Raw genomic sequence first — 14,960 nt, forward strand, 5'->3', positions numbered from 1 at the left:
ACTCACGCCCCCTCTTCGAGCACCAGCAGATTCTCGTGCGAAAAGCCGAGCGCGACAGGCTGACCGCGTTGCGGCAAGGCGTGGTTGGGGTCGTTGAAAATATCCAGCGAAACGACGGCTTCCTTCACGCGCGCACGGATGCGCACCACCGCACCGAGAAAGTCGATGTCCTCGACCGTCGCGGCAAGCGAGTTGCGGCCCGCCGCCGGCGCTTCCAGACGGATCGCCTCCGGCCGCACTGCGAGCAGGCGCGCGCGGCCCACGTCGTCGGCGGGCAGCGGCTGCGAGGTGGTGAGCACCTGGCCGTCGACCGCGATGCGCCCCGTCGCCGGATCGACGATCTTGCCCGGCAGCAGGTTCAGCGTGCCGACGAACGACGCCACGAAGCGCGTGCGCGGGAAGTTGTAGATCTCGGCAGGCGTACCCACCTGCTCCACGCGCCCCTCGTTCATCACGACGATGCGATCGGAAATGGACAGCGCTTCCTCCTGGTCGTGCGTGACGAAAATCGACGTGATGCCAAGCTCGCGCTGCAGCGCGCGAATATCCTGGCGCAGCGAGATGCGGATTTTCGCGTCGAGCGCAGATAGCGGCTCGTCGAGCAGCAAGACCTCCGGTTTGCCGGCAATGGCGCGCGCGAGCGCGACACGCTGCTGCTGGCCGCCGGAGAGCTGCCACGGGTAGCGCTCGCCGAAAAGCGGCAGCTTGATGAGCTCGAGCATCTCCTCCACGCGCTTGTTGATTTCGCTTTGCGGGCGGCCCGCGACTTTCAGGCTGAAGCCGATGTTCCCGGCAACGGTCATGTTCGGGAACAGCGCGTACGACTGAAATACCATGCCGATCTTGCGCGCCCGCGTGCGCAGCCGCGTGACGTCCTTGCCCGCGATACGGATCGCCCCGCGCGTCGGATCTTCGAAGCCGGCGATCATGCGCAGCACCGTCGTCTTGCCGCAGCCCGACGGCCCGAGAAACGTGATGAATTCGCCGCGCTCGATCTGCATGTCGAAGTGATGCAGCGCCGTATGCGCGCCGAACGACTTGTGCAGATTCTCTATCTCAAGGAATGCCATGAATGATGTCCTGGTTCATCAGGATTTGTGAGCCGCCGCCGCGCGCACGGAGCCGAAGACCTGGATCAGGCCCATCGACGCCCACGTGACGACGAACGCGATGATCGCGAGCGCGGACGGTTCGTAGGCGCGGTTCGCGCCGATCAGCTGCAGATAAGGGCCGAACGCCGGACGGTCGAGCAGGCTCGCCATCGTGAACTCGCCGATCACGACGGCAAAGGTCAGGAACGCGCCCGAGAGGATGCCCGAGCGGATATTCGGGAAGATCACCTTGAAGAGGATCGTGGGCCAGTTGGCGCCGAGCGCCTCGGCCGCTTCGGTGAGCGTGCGCACGTCGACCGCGCGCAGGCCGGCATCGACCGAGCGATACATGTAGGGCAGCGCGAGCGTGACGTAGCCGAATGCGAGCAGCAGGTCGGTGGCGCGCTCGTTGCCGGTCATCGGCAGCCACGAACTGCTGTTGTAGAGGCGCAGATAGCCGAACACGATCACGATTGCCGGAATCACGACCGGCAGCAGCGTGATGAACTCGACCACAGGGCGCAGCTTCGGCAGCCGCAGTTGCACCCAGTACGCCGTCGGCACGACGAGCAGCACGCCGATCACGATCGTCACGAACGCCATCAGCACGGAATAGCCGAACGACGCCTGAAAGCTCGGGTCGCCCAGCACGACCTTGTACGCGTCGAAGCTGTATGTGCCGCGCCGCATGCGCAGGCTGAACTCGAAGGTCGCGAAGAGAGGGATCAGGAAATACAGTGCGCCGACGACAATCGCGATCCAGGCGCCCAGCCGGGATGGCTTTTTCATCGGCGCCCCCTTTCGGCGCGCGCACGCAGCCAGAGATAGCCGCCGTTCGAGAGCCCCGTGATCACCACCATGCCGAGCGCGAGCGCATAGCCGAGGTTCTGGTTGTGCAGCACGTCGCCGCGCACCTGCGCATACAGGAGGATCGTCACGATGTTCAGCGAACTGCCGGTCAACGCGTACGCGGTGGCGACTGCGCCGAACGCGTTGGCGAACAGCAGCAGCGCGCCGCCAAGCACGCTTGGCCACAGCACCGGCAGCGCAATGAGGCGCCAGTAGTGCCACGCGGTGCCGCCCAGGCAGTCGCATGCCTCGCGCCACTCGCGCTTCAGGCCATCCAGGGCAGGTGCAATGATCAGGACCATTAACGGAATTTCAAAGTACAGGTAGGTGATCGTCAGCCCCCAGAAACTGAGAATGCTGAAGCCTGTGGCGTAGAGGTTCACGTGCGCGTAGCGGTGCAGCAGCATCGTGACGAGACCGACGCGCCCGAGCGTGCAGATGAACGCGAACGCGAGCGGCACGCCGGCGAAATTCGACGCGACGCCGGAGAAGGTCAATAGCGTTGGACGGATCCAGCCGGGCAAGCGGCCGAGCACCGCGGCCCACGCGAGCAGCAGGCCGATGACCGCCCCACCCGCCGCCGACGCCGTACTCACCTTGATGCTGATCCAGTACGCACTCAGCACCTCCGGCTCGAAGAGCTGCCGAAAGTTGTCGAGCGTGAACCGGCCCTGTGCATTCTGGAACGCACCGGCCATGAGGTACACGGTCGGCGCGATCAGGAACAGCAGCGTGAAAATGAAGAACGGCGCGACGCCTAGCAAGGACAGGTAGCGCGCGGCGCCCGAGGATCGCTTTGCATGCGGAGCGTTTCCCGGCGGCACGGCGAGATCAGGCCCGTTGGGCTCCAGGTTGGATACAGTGCTCATAGGGCTTTCAGGAACGAGGAGTGAGCGATGCAATGCCAGCGAAAGTTGCGGCTGGCGCGCGAGCGCGGATCACCGCCTCGCGCATCACCATCCGCAATCGCGCTTACTTGACGTTCGCGCCTACGACGCTATCCCATTGCTTCGTCACAGCCGCTTTGGTCGCGTCCTGCTGCTGCAGCGTCGGGAATACGGCCGATTTGTAGGCCGTGGCGGGCGGCAGCTTCGCCAGCAGTGCGGCGGGCACCTTCTTCTGCGCGGCAAGCTCGTTGTAGCGGATCGGGTGGCAATAACCCGCGAGCCAGCCGAGCTGCCCTTCGTCCGAATAGAGGTACTCCATCCACAGCTTCGCGGCGTTCGGGTGCGGCGCGTAGGCGCTGATGGCCTGCACGTACACGCCCGCAACGACGCCCGTCTTCGGCACGACGACTTCCACCTTCGGATTGCCCTTGAGCGTGTCGCGGTCGGCAAGCGCGTTGTAGTCCCAGCGCACGAGAATCGGCGTCGTGCCCTGCGCAACGGAAGCGGCCTTGCCGATCACCGGCACGAAGTTGCTGTTCTTGTTCAGGTTGGCGAAGAACTGGAGACCGGCCGCTTCGGCCTTGCTCGCATCACCCTTGGCCGACGACAGGCCAGCCGCGTAGACGGCCTGGATCGCCTGGTTCGACGCGCGCGGGTCGCCGGCCAGCGCCACCGCGTTCTTGTACTCCGGCTTCTGCAGATCGCTCCAGTCGGCCGGGGCCTTGTCGATCATGTCCGCGTTGACTTCGAAAGAAAGGACGCCGTAATAGTCGCCATACCAGTATCCGTCGGCGTCCTTCGAGTCGTTCGGGATCGACTTCCACGTCGACACCTTGTACGGCTGCAACAGACCGTCCGCCTTCGCCGACGGACCGAACGACAGACCGACGTCGATCACGTCCGGTGCCTGCGGACCCTTGTTGCCTTTATTTGCCTTGATCGCCTCGATCTCGTCGCCCGAGCCCGCATCCGGATTCAGCTCGTTGACCTTGATCCCGTACTTCGCCTTGAAGGCTTCGATCATCGGACCATAGCCGCACCAGTCGTGCGGGAGCGCAATGACCGTCAGCTGCCCTTCCTGCTTCGCGGCGGCGATGAGGGCGTCGGACGGCGCCGCATTCGCGCTGCCCACGCCCATGGAGGCTAGTACAGCGGCGCCTGCCGCCGACAGCAAACCAAAACGGCTTGTACTCATCCGATTCATAGAATTTCCCATCCTTTGCCGAAATTAACGTGTGGTGAAAAACAGCAAGCAAATTGGCGCACGCCTGCAGGCTGCCGCTAATGCCCTTTTCCGGTGCATAAGCCGGGGCGTAAGGCGCGCCAGATCGTAATGGCGCAATGAGTCAGATTCGTGTCAGCGATTCTGCCCGAAGGGAAAACGCATTGAAAATAGAGGCATTTGTCTATATTGTTTTATTGCGAAACCATTTTTGCTCTGCTCTCGATTATTTATTACATCGAGTAAGAATAATTCGGAAAATGAAATATCTATTAAGTTTATTTGTGAGAAAAATTCTGTAAACGAAACTGCGGATAATAGAATGATTGATAAGAACATCTACTTAATAGATTAATAATCGGGAATTAGCCTGTCGTCGGCATGATCGACTCATGCCAGAAAAGCGCGGCGAAGGGCTCGCTCACGCCAGCCCGTCGCCGCCTCTCAGACAACAAGGAAAATATTTCGATGAAGAAGTCCGCAATTTCTGTAGCTATCCTTAGTTTTTCAGGGTTCTCGACCCAGGTGTTCGCGCAAAACTCCGTGACCCTGTATGGCCTCATCGACGCGGGGATTCAGTACACGCACAATTCGGGCGGACAGAGTTCGCAAATCTCGATGACGAGCGGCAACCTCTCGGGTTCGCGCTGGGGCTTGAAGGGCAGCGAAGATCTCGGCGGCGGACTGACGACGGTGTTCACGCTCGAAAGCGGTTTCAACGTGGAGACCGGCAAGTCAGGGCAAGGAACCCGCCTGTTCGGACGTCAAGCGTTTGTTGGCCTGCAGGACAGCCGGTTCGGCACGCTGACCGCCGGGCGTCAGTACGACCCGCTCACCGACCTCGTGCAGCCCATCCAGGGCGATAACTTTCTCGGCGGCATGTTCTCGACGCCGGGCGACATCGACAACGCGGACAATACCGCGCGCTTTAGCAATGCCATCAAATGGGCAAGCCCGACGTTGGCCGGCCTGAAGACGGAATGGATGTACACGTTCGGCGGCGTTGCCGGCTCGCAGGGATCGGGCCAGACGTGGAGCGGCGCGCTTTCGTACGGTCAGGGACCGCTCGGCCTCGCAGCGGGCTTCATGCATATCGACAACGGCAATGCGGTGCTGTCGACTCGCGGCACGACCACCGCTGACTCGCTTTTCACCACGTCGGTCAACGACGCCTACTCGTCGGCCCGTTCCATCAATATCGCGCGCCTGGGCGGCAACTACGCCATCGGTCCCGTCACGCTCGGCGGCTACTACAGCTTCGCGCAGTACGTGCCGGACGCAAGCTCGTCCTTCACGACGGCGCAAAAGTACAACACCGGCTCAGTGTATGCACTGTGGCAGATCTCGCCCGCGCTCACGACTGAAATCGGCTATACGTATATGAAGTCGAGCGGCGATTCGTCGGCGAAGTACAACCAGTTTGCGCTTGGCGCCGACTATGTGATCAGCAAGCGCACCGACTTCTACGCAGTGGGCGGTTACGGACACGCGAGCGGCGAAAATGGCGAAGGCACCGCGCAGGCTGTGATCGGTTCGACCGAAATCGATTCCGGCAAGAGCTCGCAGGCGATTGTGATGATCGGCATGCGCCACCGGTTCTAAGTGCGCTGGCAGTCCACCGCTGGCGGGCGTGATGGCCGGCGCAGGCCAGACCATCATGCTGCATGCCTCGTGGTCGATCGCGCGGCGATTCGAGCATCGATCGCCGTGCGCAACGCTGCCACCACGTCGCCCCACTCGCCGCGGCGCGTTTGACGGAACAGACGCGCATCGGCATACCACGGGCTGTCGTCGCGATTCAGTTGCCAGCGCCAGTCCGGCGTGAACGGCAGCGCGATCCACACGGGCTTGCCGAGTGCGCCCGCCAGATGCGCGACCGCCGTATCCACGGCGATCACCAGATCGAGCTGCGCGACAAGCGCCGCCGTCGCCGGGAACGTCGTCAAACGTGCGCCGGTGTCGATCAGCCGGCCGCGCTGCGCGAGTTCGTCCGCGCACGCGCGGTCGCGCTCGCGCACCGCTTGTTGCAGCGAGATGAAACGCGCATCGGCGTCGAAAAGCGGAAGGAGTTCCGCAAGCGGCATCGAGCGATTGCGATCGTTCACGTGCGTCGTGCTGCCTGACCAGACCACGCCCACGCGCAGCCTCCGATCGTCATTCTCGTTGGCGCCGATTACGTCGGACCACGATGCGCGCGCTGCATCTTCAACTTCGGTATCGACGCGCAGATACGCACCCGAGGTCGCGAAGTCCCCTTCGCGCAGCGTGAGCGCATGCGGCAGGCTCAACATCGGTACGTGGTAGTCGAACTCCGGCAGCGCCGAGAATTCGCCTGTCACACTCGCCGCACCCGCCACGTTCTGCAGCAACGACCGCAGCGCCTCCTGCACGCGCGCGATCACGCGTGCGCCCTTCGCGTTCAGGCGCTCGATGAAGCGAATGAACTGCAACGTGTCGCCGAAACCTTGTTCCGCGTGCACGAGCACGGTCTTGCCCGCGAGTGGCTGGCCGGTCCATTGCGTCGCCGCGGGGAAACCGTGTGTCATCTCGCCGTCGCGCCAGCGCCATTCGTATTCGCGCCAACCGTGCTCGAATTCGCCGAGCAGCAGATTGGTCTGCGCGCGATTCGTGCGTGCGCCGGCGTCGTTCGTGTCGATCGACAACGCTTTCCTGAACTGGCGCAGCGCCTCGTCGAAGCGATGCAGATCGCGTAACGCGACGCCCAGATTCACATAGGCGGCGACGAAATCCGGCTTGAGTTCGATTGCCCGCCGGTACGCTTCGAGTTCCTCGTCGTAACGGCCCAGCAAGCCGAGCAGCGTGCCGCGGTTGTAGTGCGCTTGCGCCGCGTGCGGATAGCGGCGCGTCAGTCGGGTGAGACAGGCGAGCGCGGCTTCGGCCTGCGCCAGTTGCATGAACGACATCGCTGCGCCGTGCAGCGCTTCAGCGTGATCGGGCGCGAGCGCGAGCAGGCGTTCGTAGAGCGCGACGGCGTCTGCATGGCGTTACGCGCACTGGCAAATGCGCGCCGCTTGCTCTAACTGCTGCGGAACCGTCGTGGCGGGCTGCGCTGCGCGCCATGCGAGTTCGGCGGCGCGTGTGTAATCCTCGCGCGCAGCGTAGACGAAAGACATCGCTTCCAGCGCGCCAGGGTGATCGGCATGGACTCGCAGGATCGATTGGAGATCGTGCTGCGCGGCGTCGATGCGGCCGGCGATGAAATGCTGCTTCGCCTTGGCGAGCAGCGCAACGATGGTGTCAGTCATGGGAACGCGGGGCGTTCGCGCCCGAATGCATGGAAGAGTACTCAAGGCGGCGCTTTGTCACAGCCGCGCCCGTGGTCGAAAATCATGATAAGGAACGGTGCAGCCAATTCGATTCGTTGAATAACATGCATTTCTTCGCGGTATTCATTCACCGTAATATTCAAGGATGCGGAATCGTCGAATATTTCTCTAAATTACGATAAAAATACGGAAAACCGTGCGTTCCACCCACCATGCGGGATCGCTAAAAGTCCCTGATTTAACTGATATTTTTATCATTTCTGGTGCGGAAGTAATAAGCCGGAACAAGTAAGAAACGGTTAGCCAGTAATCGTGGCATGTATGCCACAAATTCCGAAATGCACTCGCTATATCGCGTTATGCTCCGCGCTCGCTCTCTTTCGAGCGAAATACAAAGCAATGGAGTCACGATGAAAAAGAACACCCTATCCGCTCTCGCAGTCGCTGCAGCCTCTTTCGCCAGCGCGGCGCACGCGCAAAGCTCGGTTACGCTTTACGGCTTGATCGACGCCGGCGTCCTGTACACGAGCAACCAGTCGGGCAGCTCGAACGTGCAACAGACGAGCGGCGCGCTCAACGGCAGCCGTTGGGGCCTGCGCGGCAGCGAAGACCTGGGCGGCGGCCTCAAGACGATCTTCGTGCTCGAGAGCGGCTTCAGCATTTCGACCGGCGCGGCGAAGCAAAATAGCCGCATGTTTGGCCGTCAAGCGTTCGTCGGTCTTTCGAGCGAACAGGCCGGCGCGCTCACGCTGGGTCGTCAGTACGACAGCGTGGTCGACAACCTGGGCGCACTGTCGTTGAACGGCACGCAATACGGCGGCACGCTCGCCGCACACCCGTACGACAACGACAACCTCAACAACTCGTTCCGCGTGAGCAATTCGCTCAAGTACCAGAGCGTGAACTACGGCGGCCTCAAGTTCAACGCGCTGTACGGCTTCTCGAACGACGCAGGCGGCTTTGCGAGCAACCGCGCATACAGCCTCGGCGCCACCTACGCGTTTGGCGGCCTCACGGCAGGCGCGGGCTACCTGCAGCTCAACAACTCGGGTTCGACCATCAACAGCAGCGGCGCGGTCAGCGACGACGCCACCTTCACGGCTTCGCGTCAGCGCACGTACGGCGCGGGCCTGAACTACGCGTTCGGCGCGGCCAACGTGGGCTTCGTGTTCACGCAAACGCAGCTGAACAATCTCACGGCCATCAACTCCGCGAACGCGGGCACGACGACGTCGCTCGCGGGCGACAGCGCGCGCTTCGCCAACTACGAAATCAATGGCCGCTACGCGTTTACGCCTGCGTTCACGGTGTCGGGCGCCTATACGTACACGGACGCGAGCCTGGAAGGCGTGAATCCGAAGTTCCATCAGTTCACGCTGCAAGGCGATTACGCGCTCTCGAAGCGCACCGACCTTTACGCAGAAGCCGCGTATCAGCGCGTGGTGGATGGCGAAGGGAAGATTCACGCGGACATCATGGGCGTTTCCGCGTCGGATTCGAACTCGCAGGCTGTGGCGACCGTGGGTATCCGCCATCGCTTCTAACACGGCCATGCGTGTTCCGTCGCCTGTCGCGGGACGGCAAGCGCGAGACCGGATCGCCGCGTAAGCGGCGAACCGGCATGGGCAGACTAACGTTTCGGCGTTGGCCTGCCCCTATGCTTTCCTGAGATACCGCGCCGCAGCGCCTGCGACGACCGCTTGGCGTTCTAGGCGAGCGTGTCGAGCCATTGCCTCGCTGCTCGCAGGTCCGCCGTTTCGAACCCCTCTGTGAACGACGCATACACTGGGGCGAGTGTCTCCCGCGCCTCACGCGCGCGTGCCGCTTGCGCATGAAGCGCTGCCAGGCTCAATGCCGCGCGAAGTTCGAGCGATATGGCGCCCCGGCGGCGAGCGATCGCCATGGCTTCGTTGAAGTTCGCCTGCGCCGCGTCGCGGTCCACGGGTGCGACGCTCGAAAGCCCTGCGCAGAGCAGCGACAACTCGCCTTTGAGCCGATACAACTCGGGCTCGTGATAGCGTTCGTCCGACGTTTCGCAAACCGCTATTGCCTCGGCCAGCGCATGTTGCCCGGCGTCGCACAACCCCGCGTTTGCATAGGTTTCGGCCAGCAATGCCAGAAAGTACGAGCGGCCAAGGCGAGCACCGGTTGCTTCGTAGTCGGCGAGTCCGCGGCGAACTTGCGCAATCCCCTCCTCCTCTTCTCCGGCCTCCGATAGCGCCCAGCCGTGGAGCATGGTCGCCCACGCGAGAATCATGGGAAAGCCCTGCTCCGTCGCAAGGGCGATGGCGGCTTCGGCGCAGGCACGGGTTTGCGCAGTTTCTCGGCGTAATTGGTGAAGCTCAGCCTTGAAAATGAGCGTTTGGCCGAGACTGACCAGATCGTGCATCGAACGCGCACGACTGATCGCTTGTTCAGCATGCCTTAGCGCCGCGTCCGGGTAGCCCCTATGCCAAAGGACGAGGCCCAGGCTGCCTTCGCCCACGCTGCGCGGATCCCGCCCGTGCGCAAAAATCTCTTCATCGAGCTGCCCTGAGTCCTGCAGTAACGATGATGTCGCCAGGCCGGCAAGGTGGGTATGCGCGCTGGAGAGCTCGCCGAGCCTGAACAAGCTCATGCCGAGCAGATAATGCGCTTCCATGACTTGCGTGGGATTGTTCGCGCGCGCTGCCAGTTCGAGCAGCTGCTCGGCGATCTCTTTGGCCGTTTTATATTCCGCGCTCAACTGATAGAACATCCGCAAACCGGTTTGAACGCGGAACAAATGCGGTGTTCGCCCAGCCTGCCTGCACAGATCCAGCGCACGCGAATACGTCGCTTCCACATCGCGCGAAGCCCATCCTCTCGCGGCCATCAACACCGGCCCGATAGCAAGCAGCAACGTGAGTTCGCGATCGGCGCGTTCGGGCGTTTCCGGCATGCCCGAGAGCAGATCCAGCGCCATGCCAAGCTGGCGAAGCGCCTCGGCGGTAGCCGAACGTTGCCACGCCTGTTGACCGGCGCTCTGCAAATATTCGACCGCCTTCGGTACGTTGGCGCTGAGGCTATAGTGATGCGCGAGCTCGTTCCAGTAGTCCTTGAGACGGTCATGGAAAAGCGTCTCCATCGCCTGGCCGATGCGTGCATGCAAAAGCCGGCGCCGCTCGGCAAGCAGGGAGCCGCCCGCCACTTCCTGCGTCAAGGCATGCTTGAAGCCGTATTCCACCTCCGGAAACGCCGGTTGCTCGTAAATGAACTCCCCCGCTTGCAGACGTGACAAGCTCGCATAGAGTTCGTCGTCCGGCAGGTCGACGACATACTGGACAAGATTTGCCGGGAACGTCTTGCCAATCACCGCGAGCGTTTGCAACAACGCTTTGTCTGCGGCCTGCAGGCGATCGATACGCGCAGCCAGCACGCCCTGCACCGTAGTCGGAATATGTAGCGCGAGCGGCGCCGCTTCCATCCGGTAATGACCCGGTTCACCCACCAGCACGTGTTCTTCGGCCAGGGTCTGGACGACTTCTTCGATAAAAAACGGATTGCCTTCCGTTTTGTCGAGCACGTGCTGCTTGACCCCGGTGAGCGTTCGATCGTCGCCGACGAGCGCGCTGATGAGCCCTTGTGCATCGGCACGACCGAGAGGCTCCAGCGCCAACTGCGTGTAGCCGCTGCGCCCGCCCCACTCATGCTGATACTCCGGGCGATAGTTCAGCAGCAACAAAAGGTGCCCGCTCGATACGTGCTCGACCAGGTAAGCGAGAAAGGCTTGCGTCTCGCTGTCGAGCCATTGCAGGTCCTCGAACACCAGGACGACGGGTTCGTTCGCGCTCTCGCGCACGAAGAGATGCGTGATGGCTTCGAACGTGCGCTCGCGCCGGATTTGCGAATCCATTTGCGCGAGGGCCGGACTGGTTTCGCCAACCGCCAGCAGATGGAGCAAATAAGGCACCCCGTCCTCCAGCTTGCGTTCGAGGGCAAGCACACGGCCTGTCACCTTTTCGCGGCTTCGCCGTTCGTCGTCTTCCGCCGTGATCTGAAAGTAGTTTTTCAGCAATTCGATGAGCGGCAAGTACGCGAACGACTTGCCGTGCGAAACCGAGAAGGTCTCCACCACGAGGCAGCGTTTTAGCGCCGAGCGTTTGAACTCGTGAAAGAGCCGCGATTTCCCCACACCCGCCTCGCCCACCACGCCGACGATGCTGCATTGCCCGGCGCGGGTCGCATCGAGCGCCGCGCGCAATGTCTCGAGTTCGGGCGCGCGTCCGACGAATCGGGCCAGACCGCGCCGCTCGGCCACCTGAAGACGTGTGCGCAGCGCACCGGGCCCCTGCACCTCATACACTGCAAGCGGTTCGGCCACGCCTTTGACCTGTGTCTGCCCTAAGGCCTTGAACTCGAAATAGCCCTCGGTCAGCCGGTAAGTGGATTGACTCACCAATATCGACGCGGGCGTCGCAATGGCCTCCATGCGCGAGGCGATGTGGATCGCGTTGCCAACCGGGTCATAGTCCGCTTGCAAGTCGTTCTTGTGAATGGACCGCATGAGCACTTCGCCGGTGTGGACCCCCACGCGTATCTGCAGGGGAATGCCGCGCTCGAGGCGAATTCGGTCGCTATGACGGCGCATGGCTTGCTGCATTCTGAGCGCCGCATAGAGCGAGCGCTGCGCGTGGTCCTCGTGGGCGATCGGCGCGCCAAACAAGGCCAGAATGCCGTCGCCGAGCAATTTCGCCACAAAACCCTCGTAATGATGGACGGCCTCCATCATCAATTCGAGGACCGGCGCGATCAGCCCGTGAGCCTCTTCCGGGTCCAGCCCGTAGATCAGTGCGGTCGAGCCGGCCATGTCCGCAAACAAGGCGGTAATCGTCTTACGTTCGCTGAGCGCTTTGCCACGGGCTTCGAGGGCCGCCTGCGCGGCGTGGATCTGCTCAGCCAGGTGCGAAGGCGTGTAATCGACCGGGGACGGGGGCGACGCAGTGTGAGCGACCTGGGTGCCGCACTGCTCGCAAAATCTCGCGCCCTCGCGGCATTCGAAGCCACAATTTGTGCAGCGCATATAGCCCCTGATCCCGAGAGACGCCCTCCATGGCAAATACCATTAAAGCTCAATCTATCGAGGCATCAAGCTGACTCGCAAGCTCGTTCAAATCGTCCACGACGAAGTCCCACGCTTGCTCCGCTTTCAGGTCCGTTTTCTGACCGGGTCCATGCTCGGTCGGCCGCACGACGAACGCGGTCGAAAGACCGAGACGGCGCGCCGCGGCAAGGTCGCCGTTGTGCGCCGCGACGAGGCACAGTTCGGCTGGCGCAAGCCCCAGAATGTCGACCGTCTCGCTGTACACCTGCGGTGAAGGCTTGTAGGCGCGGACCACTTCGGCGCCGAGAATCGCGTCCCACGGCAAACCGGCGCGCTTCGCCATATCCACCATGAGCCGGATATTTCCGTTGGACAAAGGCGCGATGATGTAGCGGCGCTTCAGGCGGGTCAGCGCGCCGAGCGCATCCGGCCACGGATCGAGACGATGCCAGGCCAGGTTGAGTTCGTCGATCTCGGCGTTTGTTACTCCGGCGATGCCGCTGCGTTCCAGCACCTTCACGAGGTTCTCGCGGTGCAGAATGTCGAGGCGCACGTATGGCCGTCGCCCGCTGCGGATTTCCTCCATCGAGGGCGAATACTCGCGACGCCAGGCATCGGCGAACTCGAAAGCGTCGAGTTGCGGCGCGTGGCGTTGCAGAAAAGCGGTGGCTTCTCTCGCCACACCGCTGCGCCAGTCCACGACGGTGCCGAACACGTCGAATACGAGGGCCTTGATATTGGTGGGCTTTGTCATAGGGGACAGAATGGGCGGTTGATCGAAGGCCAATCGGCTAAGGCGGCGCAGCGCTCATTGAAGCACTAGAAGCGCAACCTTGCTGCGCGATGTGCCTCTACGCGCGCGTCAAGCCGCTTCGGCCTCCCGCTCGCGCCCCGGAATCGCGGCGAGCAACGTGCGCGTATATGCATGCCTTGGCGCGCGCCAGATGTCCTGATGGTCGCCGCTCTCGACGATCTTGCCCTGCTGCATGACGTGCACACGATCGGCGATATAGCGCACGACCGAAAGATCGTGCGAGATGAATAGCATGGAAAGCCCCAGTTCGCGCTTGAGTTCGACGAGCAGATTGAGGATTTGCGCCTGGATCGAGACATCCAGCGCCGATACCGGCTCGTCGCAGATCAGCAGGGCGGGTTCGAGCACGAGCGCACGCGCAATGCCGATGCGTTGACGCTGGCCGCCCGAGAATTCATGTGGAAAGCGCGCGAGCGCTGCCGCGGGAAGACCCACGCGCTCAAGCGCCAACCGAACGCGCGCGCGGCGCGCCGCCGCGTCGCCCTCGCCATTCACGGCCAGCACGGTTTCGAGAATATCGCCCACGGTGCGGCGCGGGTTGAGCGATGCATAGGGATCCTGAAATACCATCTGCACCTGGCGCCGCAGGGGCCGCAACGCACGCTCGCGCAGCGCGACGAGATCGGTGCCGTCGAGCGCGATCGAGCCGCTCGCAACCGGCACGAGGCGCATGATCGCGCGCGAAAGCGTGGACTTGCCGCAGCCCGATTCGCCCACGAGCCCGACCGACTCGCCCCGGCCAATCTCGAACGACACGCCGTCTACGGCGTGAAGCGGCGGCGCGCCACGGCGCTGAGGGTACGCCACGCGCAGATCGCGCACGGCGAGCAGCGGCGCGGCGTGCGCCGCCCGCACGCCCGGCGCTGCGTGCTCGGGCACCTTGCGCGGCACCACCACGAAGCCACCCTCCTCGCCCTCTGCTGGTGCCGTATGCCGGATTTCCGGCAAAGTCCACGACCGGTAGTGCAGATCGTCGGCCAGATTGAGGGAAGCGCTCAGGAGCCCTTGCGTATACGCGTGACGCGGGTGCGCAAAGAGGTCCTGGGTAGGCGCTTCCTCTACCTTGCGCCCGGCCAGCATCACCGCTACGCGGTCAGCATGATCGGCCACGACGCCGAGGTCGTGCGTGATCAGCAGGAGCGACATCGACAGCTCGCGGCGCAGCGCGTCGAGCAGTTCGAGAATGCGCGCCTGGATGGTCACGTCGAGCGCCGTGGTGGGTTCGTCGGCGATCAGCAGACGGGGGCGGCACGCCACGGCCATCGCGATCATCACGCGCTGGCGCTGCCCGCCCGATAGCTCGTGCGGGTAGTCGTCGAAGCGGCGCTGAGGCTCGGGAATGCGCACGAGATCGAGCAGTTCGACGGCGCGCGCGCGGGCGCTCCGGCGCGGCAGTGCTTCGTGCTGGCGCAGCGTCTCCACGACCTGCTCGCCGACCGAAAGCACCGGATTGAGCGACGTCATCGGCTCCTGAAAGATCATTGAGATCTGCTTGCCGCGCAACTCGCGCACCGCCTTGGGCGGCAAGCCCAGCAGCTCGCGCCCTTCGAAGCGCACGCTGCCCGTCACGCGCCCGGGCTCGGGAACGAGCTGCATGAGCGAAAGCGCCGTAGCGGATTTGCCGCTGCCCGATTCGCCCACCAGCGCGAGCGTTTCGCCCGCCGCGATGTCGAAGCTCACGCCGCGCACCGCTTCGTGTGCCCCAAAATTCACGCGCAAATCGCGTACTTCTAGCAGTTGGCTCACGA

The 14,960-nt window shown here is 63.1% G+C and carries 11 protein-coding genes and 1 pseudogene; 2 read left to right on the plus strand and 10 right to left on the minus strand.

Annotated features, from left to right (window positions below):
• Nucleotides 1–2: 2 nt before the first annotated feature.
• The 4 genes from U5A52_RS38250 to U5A52_RS38265 form a co-directional block, all read right to left on the minus strand.
• Nucleotides 3–1,070, minus strand: a complete 1,068-nt coding sequence (locus U5A52_RS38250) for an ABC transporter ATP-binding protein (RefSeq protein WP_321939296.1) — start codon at nt 1,068–1,070, stop codon at nt 3–5.
• A gap of 18 nt (nt 1,071–1,088) precedes the next feature.
• Nucleotides 1,089–1,880, minus strand: a complete 792-nt coding sequence (locus U5A52_RS38255; protein WP_321915800.1) for an ABC transporter permease — start codon at nt 1,878–1,880, stop codon at nt 1,089–1,091.
• On the minus strand, nt 1,877–2,809 hold the full coding sequence (locus U5A52_RS38260; protein WP_321915799.1) for an ABC transporter permease subunit: 933 nt from the start codon (nt 2,807–2,809) through the stop codon (nt 1,877–1,879). Before U5A52_RS38260 ends, U5A52_RS38255 begins: the two co-directional genes overlap by 4 nt.
• A 103-nt stretch (nt 2,810–2,912) precedes the next feature.
• Nucleotides 2,913–4,022, minus strand: a complete 1,110-nt coding sequence (locus U5A52_RS38265) for an ABC transporter substrate-binding protein (RefSeq protein ID WP_415774119.1) — start codon at nt 4,020–4,022, stop codon at nt 2,913–2,915.
• Between the two features lie 495 nt (nt 4,023–4,517).
• On the opposite strand from U5A52_RS38265, the gene U5A52_RS38270 reads away from it, so the two are divergent.
• Entirely contained in the window at nt 4,518–5,651 is a 1,134-nt protein-coding gene (locus U5A52_RS38270) for a porin (RefSeq protein WP_321939299.1), read from the plus strand.
• Between the two features lie 53 nt (nt 5,652–5,704).
• On the opposite strand, the gene U5A52_RS38275 is transcribed toward U5A52_RS38270, so the two are convergent.
• From U5A52_RS38275 to U5A52_RS38280, 3 genes and pseudogenes are all read right to left on the minus strand, one after another.
• The gene (locus tag U5A52_RS38275; protein WP_415774121.1) at nt 5,705–6,595 is read right to left on the minus strand and encodes a glycosyltransferase family 9 protein; all 891 of its coding nucleotides are present in this window, start codon (nt 6,593–6,595) and stop codon (nt 5,705–5,707) included.
• 108 nt (nt 6,596–6,703) lie between these two features.
• A pseudogene (locus U5A52_RS43400) lies at nt 6,704–7,042 on the minus strand (tetratricopeptide repeat protein); the annotation flags it as partial.
• Between the two features lie 12 nt (nt 7,043–7,054).
• Nucleotides 7,055–7,315 carry a hypothetical protein gene (locus U5A52_RS38280; protein WP_321939302.1) on the minus strand — a complete coding sequence of 87 codons (261 nt, stop codon included), beginning with the start codon at nt 7,313–7,315 and terminating at the stop codon, nt 7,055–7,057.
• 431 nt (nt 7,316–7,746) lie between these two features.
• On the opposite strand from U5A52_RS38280, the gene U5A52_RS38285 reads away from it, so the two are divergent.
• Nucleotides 7,747–8,880, plus strand: a complete 1,134-nt coding sequence (locus U5A52_RS38285; RefSeq protein WP_321939304.1) for a porin — start codon at nt 7,747–7,749, stop codon at nt 8,878–8,880.
• 164 nt (nt 8,881–9,044) lie between these two features.
• Here U5A52_RS38285 and U5A52_RS38290 read toward each other — a convergent pair whose 3' ends face one another.
• The 3 genes from U5A52_RS38290 to U5A52_RS38300 all read right to left on the minus strand — a co-directional run bounded on the left by U5A52_RS38290 (nt 9,045) and on the right by U5A52_RS38300 (nt 14,958).
• Entirely contained in the window at nt 9,045–12,377 is a 3,333-nt protein-coding gene (locus tag U5A52_RS38290) for an AAA family ATPase (RefSeq protein WP_321939306.1), read from the minus strand.
• A gap of 49 nt (nt 12,378–12,426) precedes the next feature.
• Nucleotides 12,427–13,152, minus strand: a complete 726-nt coding sequence (locus tag U5A52_RS38295) for a haloacid dehalogenase type II (protein ID WP_321939309.1) — start codon at nt 13,150–13,152, stop codon at nt 12,427–12,429.
• A gap of 108 nt (nt 13,153–13,260) precedes the next feature.
• Entirely contained in the window at nt 13,261–14,958 is a 1,698-nt protein-coding gene (locus U5A52_RS38300; protein ID WP_321939311.1) for an ABC transporter ATP-binding protein, read from the minus strand.
• Nucleotides 14,959–14,960: the final 2 nt, after the last annotated feature.

Origin of the sequence: Paraburkholderia sp. J8-2, assembly GCF_905220195.1 — a bacterium.
Classification (GTDB): Bacteria; Pseudomonadota; Gammaproteobacteria; order Burkholderiales; family Burkholderiaceae; genus Paraburkholderia.

What these genes read in the sequence shown, in the direction of transcription:
- U5A52_RS38270 (WP_321939299.1), top strand. Translation starts at nt 4,518, where the DNA reads ATGAAGAAGTCCGCAATTTCTGTAGCTATCCTTAGTTTTTCAGGGTTC.
- U5A52_RS38295 (WP_321939309.1), bottom strand. Translation starts at nt 13,152, where the DNA reads ATGACAAAGCCCACCAATATCAAGGCCCTCGTATTCGACGTGTTCGGC.
- U5A52_RS38280 (WP_321939302.1), bottom strand. Translation starts at nt 7,315, where the DNA reads ATGACTGACACCATCGTTGCGCTGCTCGCCAAGGCGAAGCAGCATTTC.
- U5A52_RS38275 (WP_415774121.1), bottom strand. Translation starts at nt 6,595, where the DNA reads ATGACACACGGTTTCCCCGCGGCGACGCAATGGACCGGCCAGCCACTC.
- U5A52_RS38285 (WP_321939304.1), top strand. Translation starts at nt 7,747, where the DNA reads ATGAAAAAGAACACCCTATCCGCTCTCGCAGTCGCTGCAGCCTCTTTC.
- U5A52_RS38260 (WP_321915799.1), bottom strand. Translation starts at nt 2,809, where the DNA reads ATGAGCACTGTATCCAACCTGGAGCCCAACGGGCCTGATCTCGCCGTG.
- U5A52_RS38290 (WP_321939306.1), bottom strand. Translation starts at nt 12,377, where the DNA reads ATGCGCTGCACAAATTGTGGCTTCGAATGCCGCGAGGGCGCGAGATTT.
- U5A52_RS38255 (WP_321915800.1), bottom strand. Translation starts at nt 1,880, where the DNA reads ATGAAAAAGCCATCCCGGCTGGGCGCCTGGATCGCGATTGTCGTCGGC.
- U5A52_RS38250 (WP_321939296.1), bottom strand. Translation starts at nt 1,070, where the DNA reads ATGGCATTCCTTGAGATAGAGAATCTGCACAAGTCGTTCGGCGCGCAT.
- U5A52_RS38265 (WP_415774119.1), bottom strand. Translation starts at nt 4,022, where the DNA reads ATGAGTACAAGCCGTTTTGGTTTGCTGTCGGCGGCAGGCGCCGCTGTA.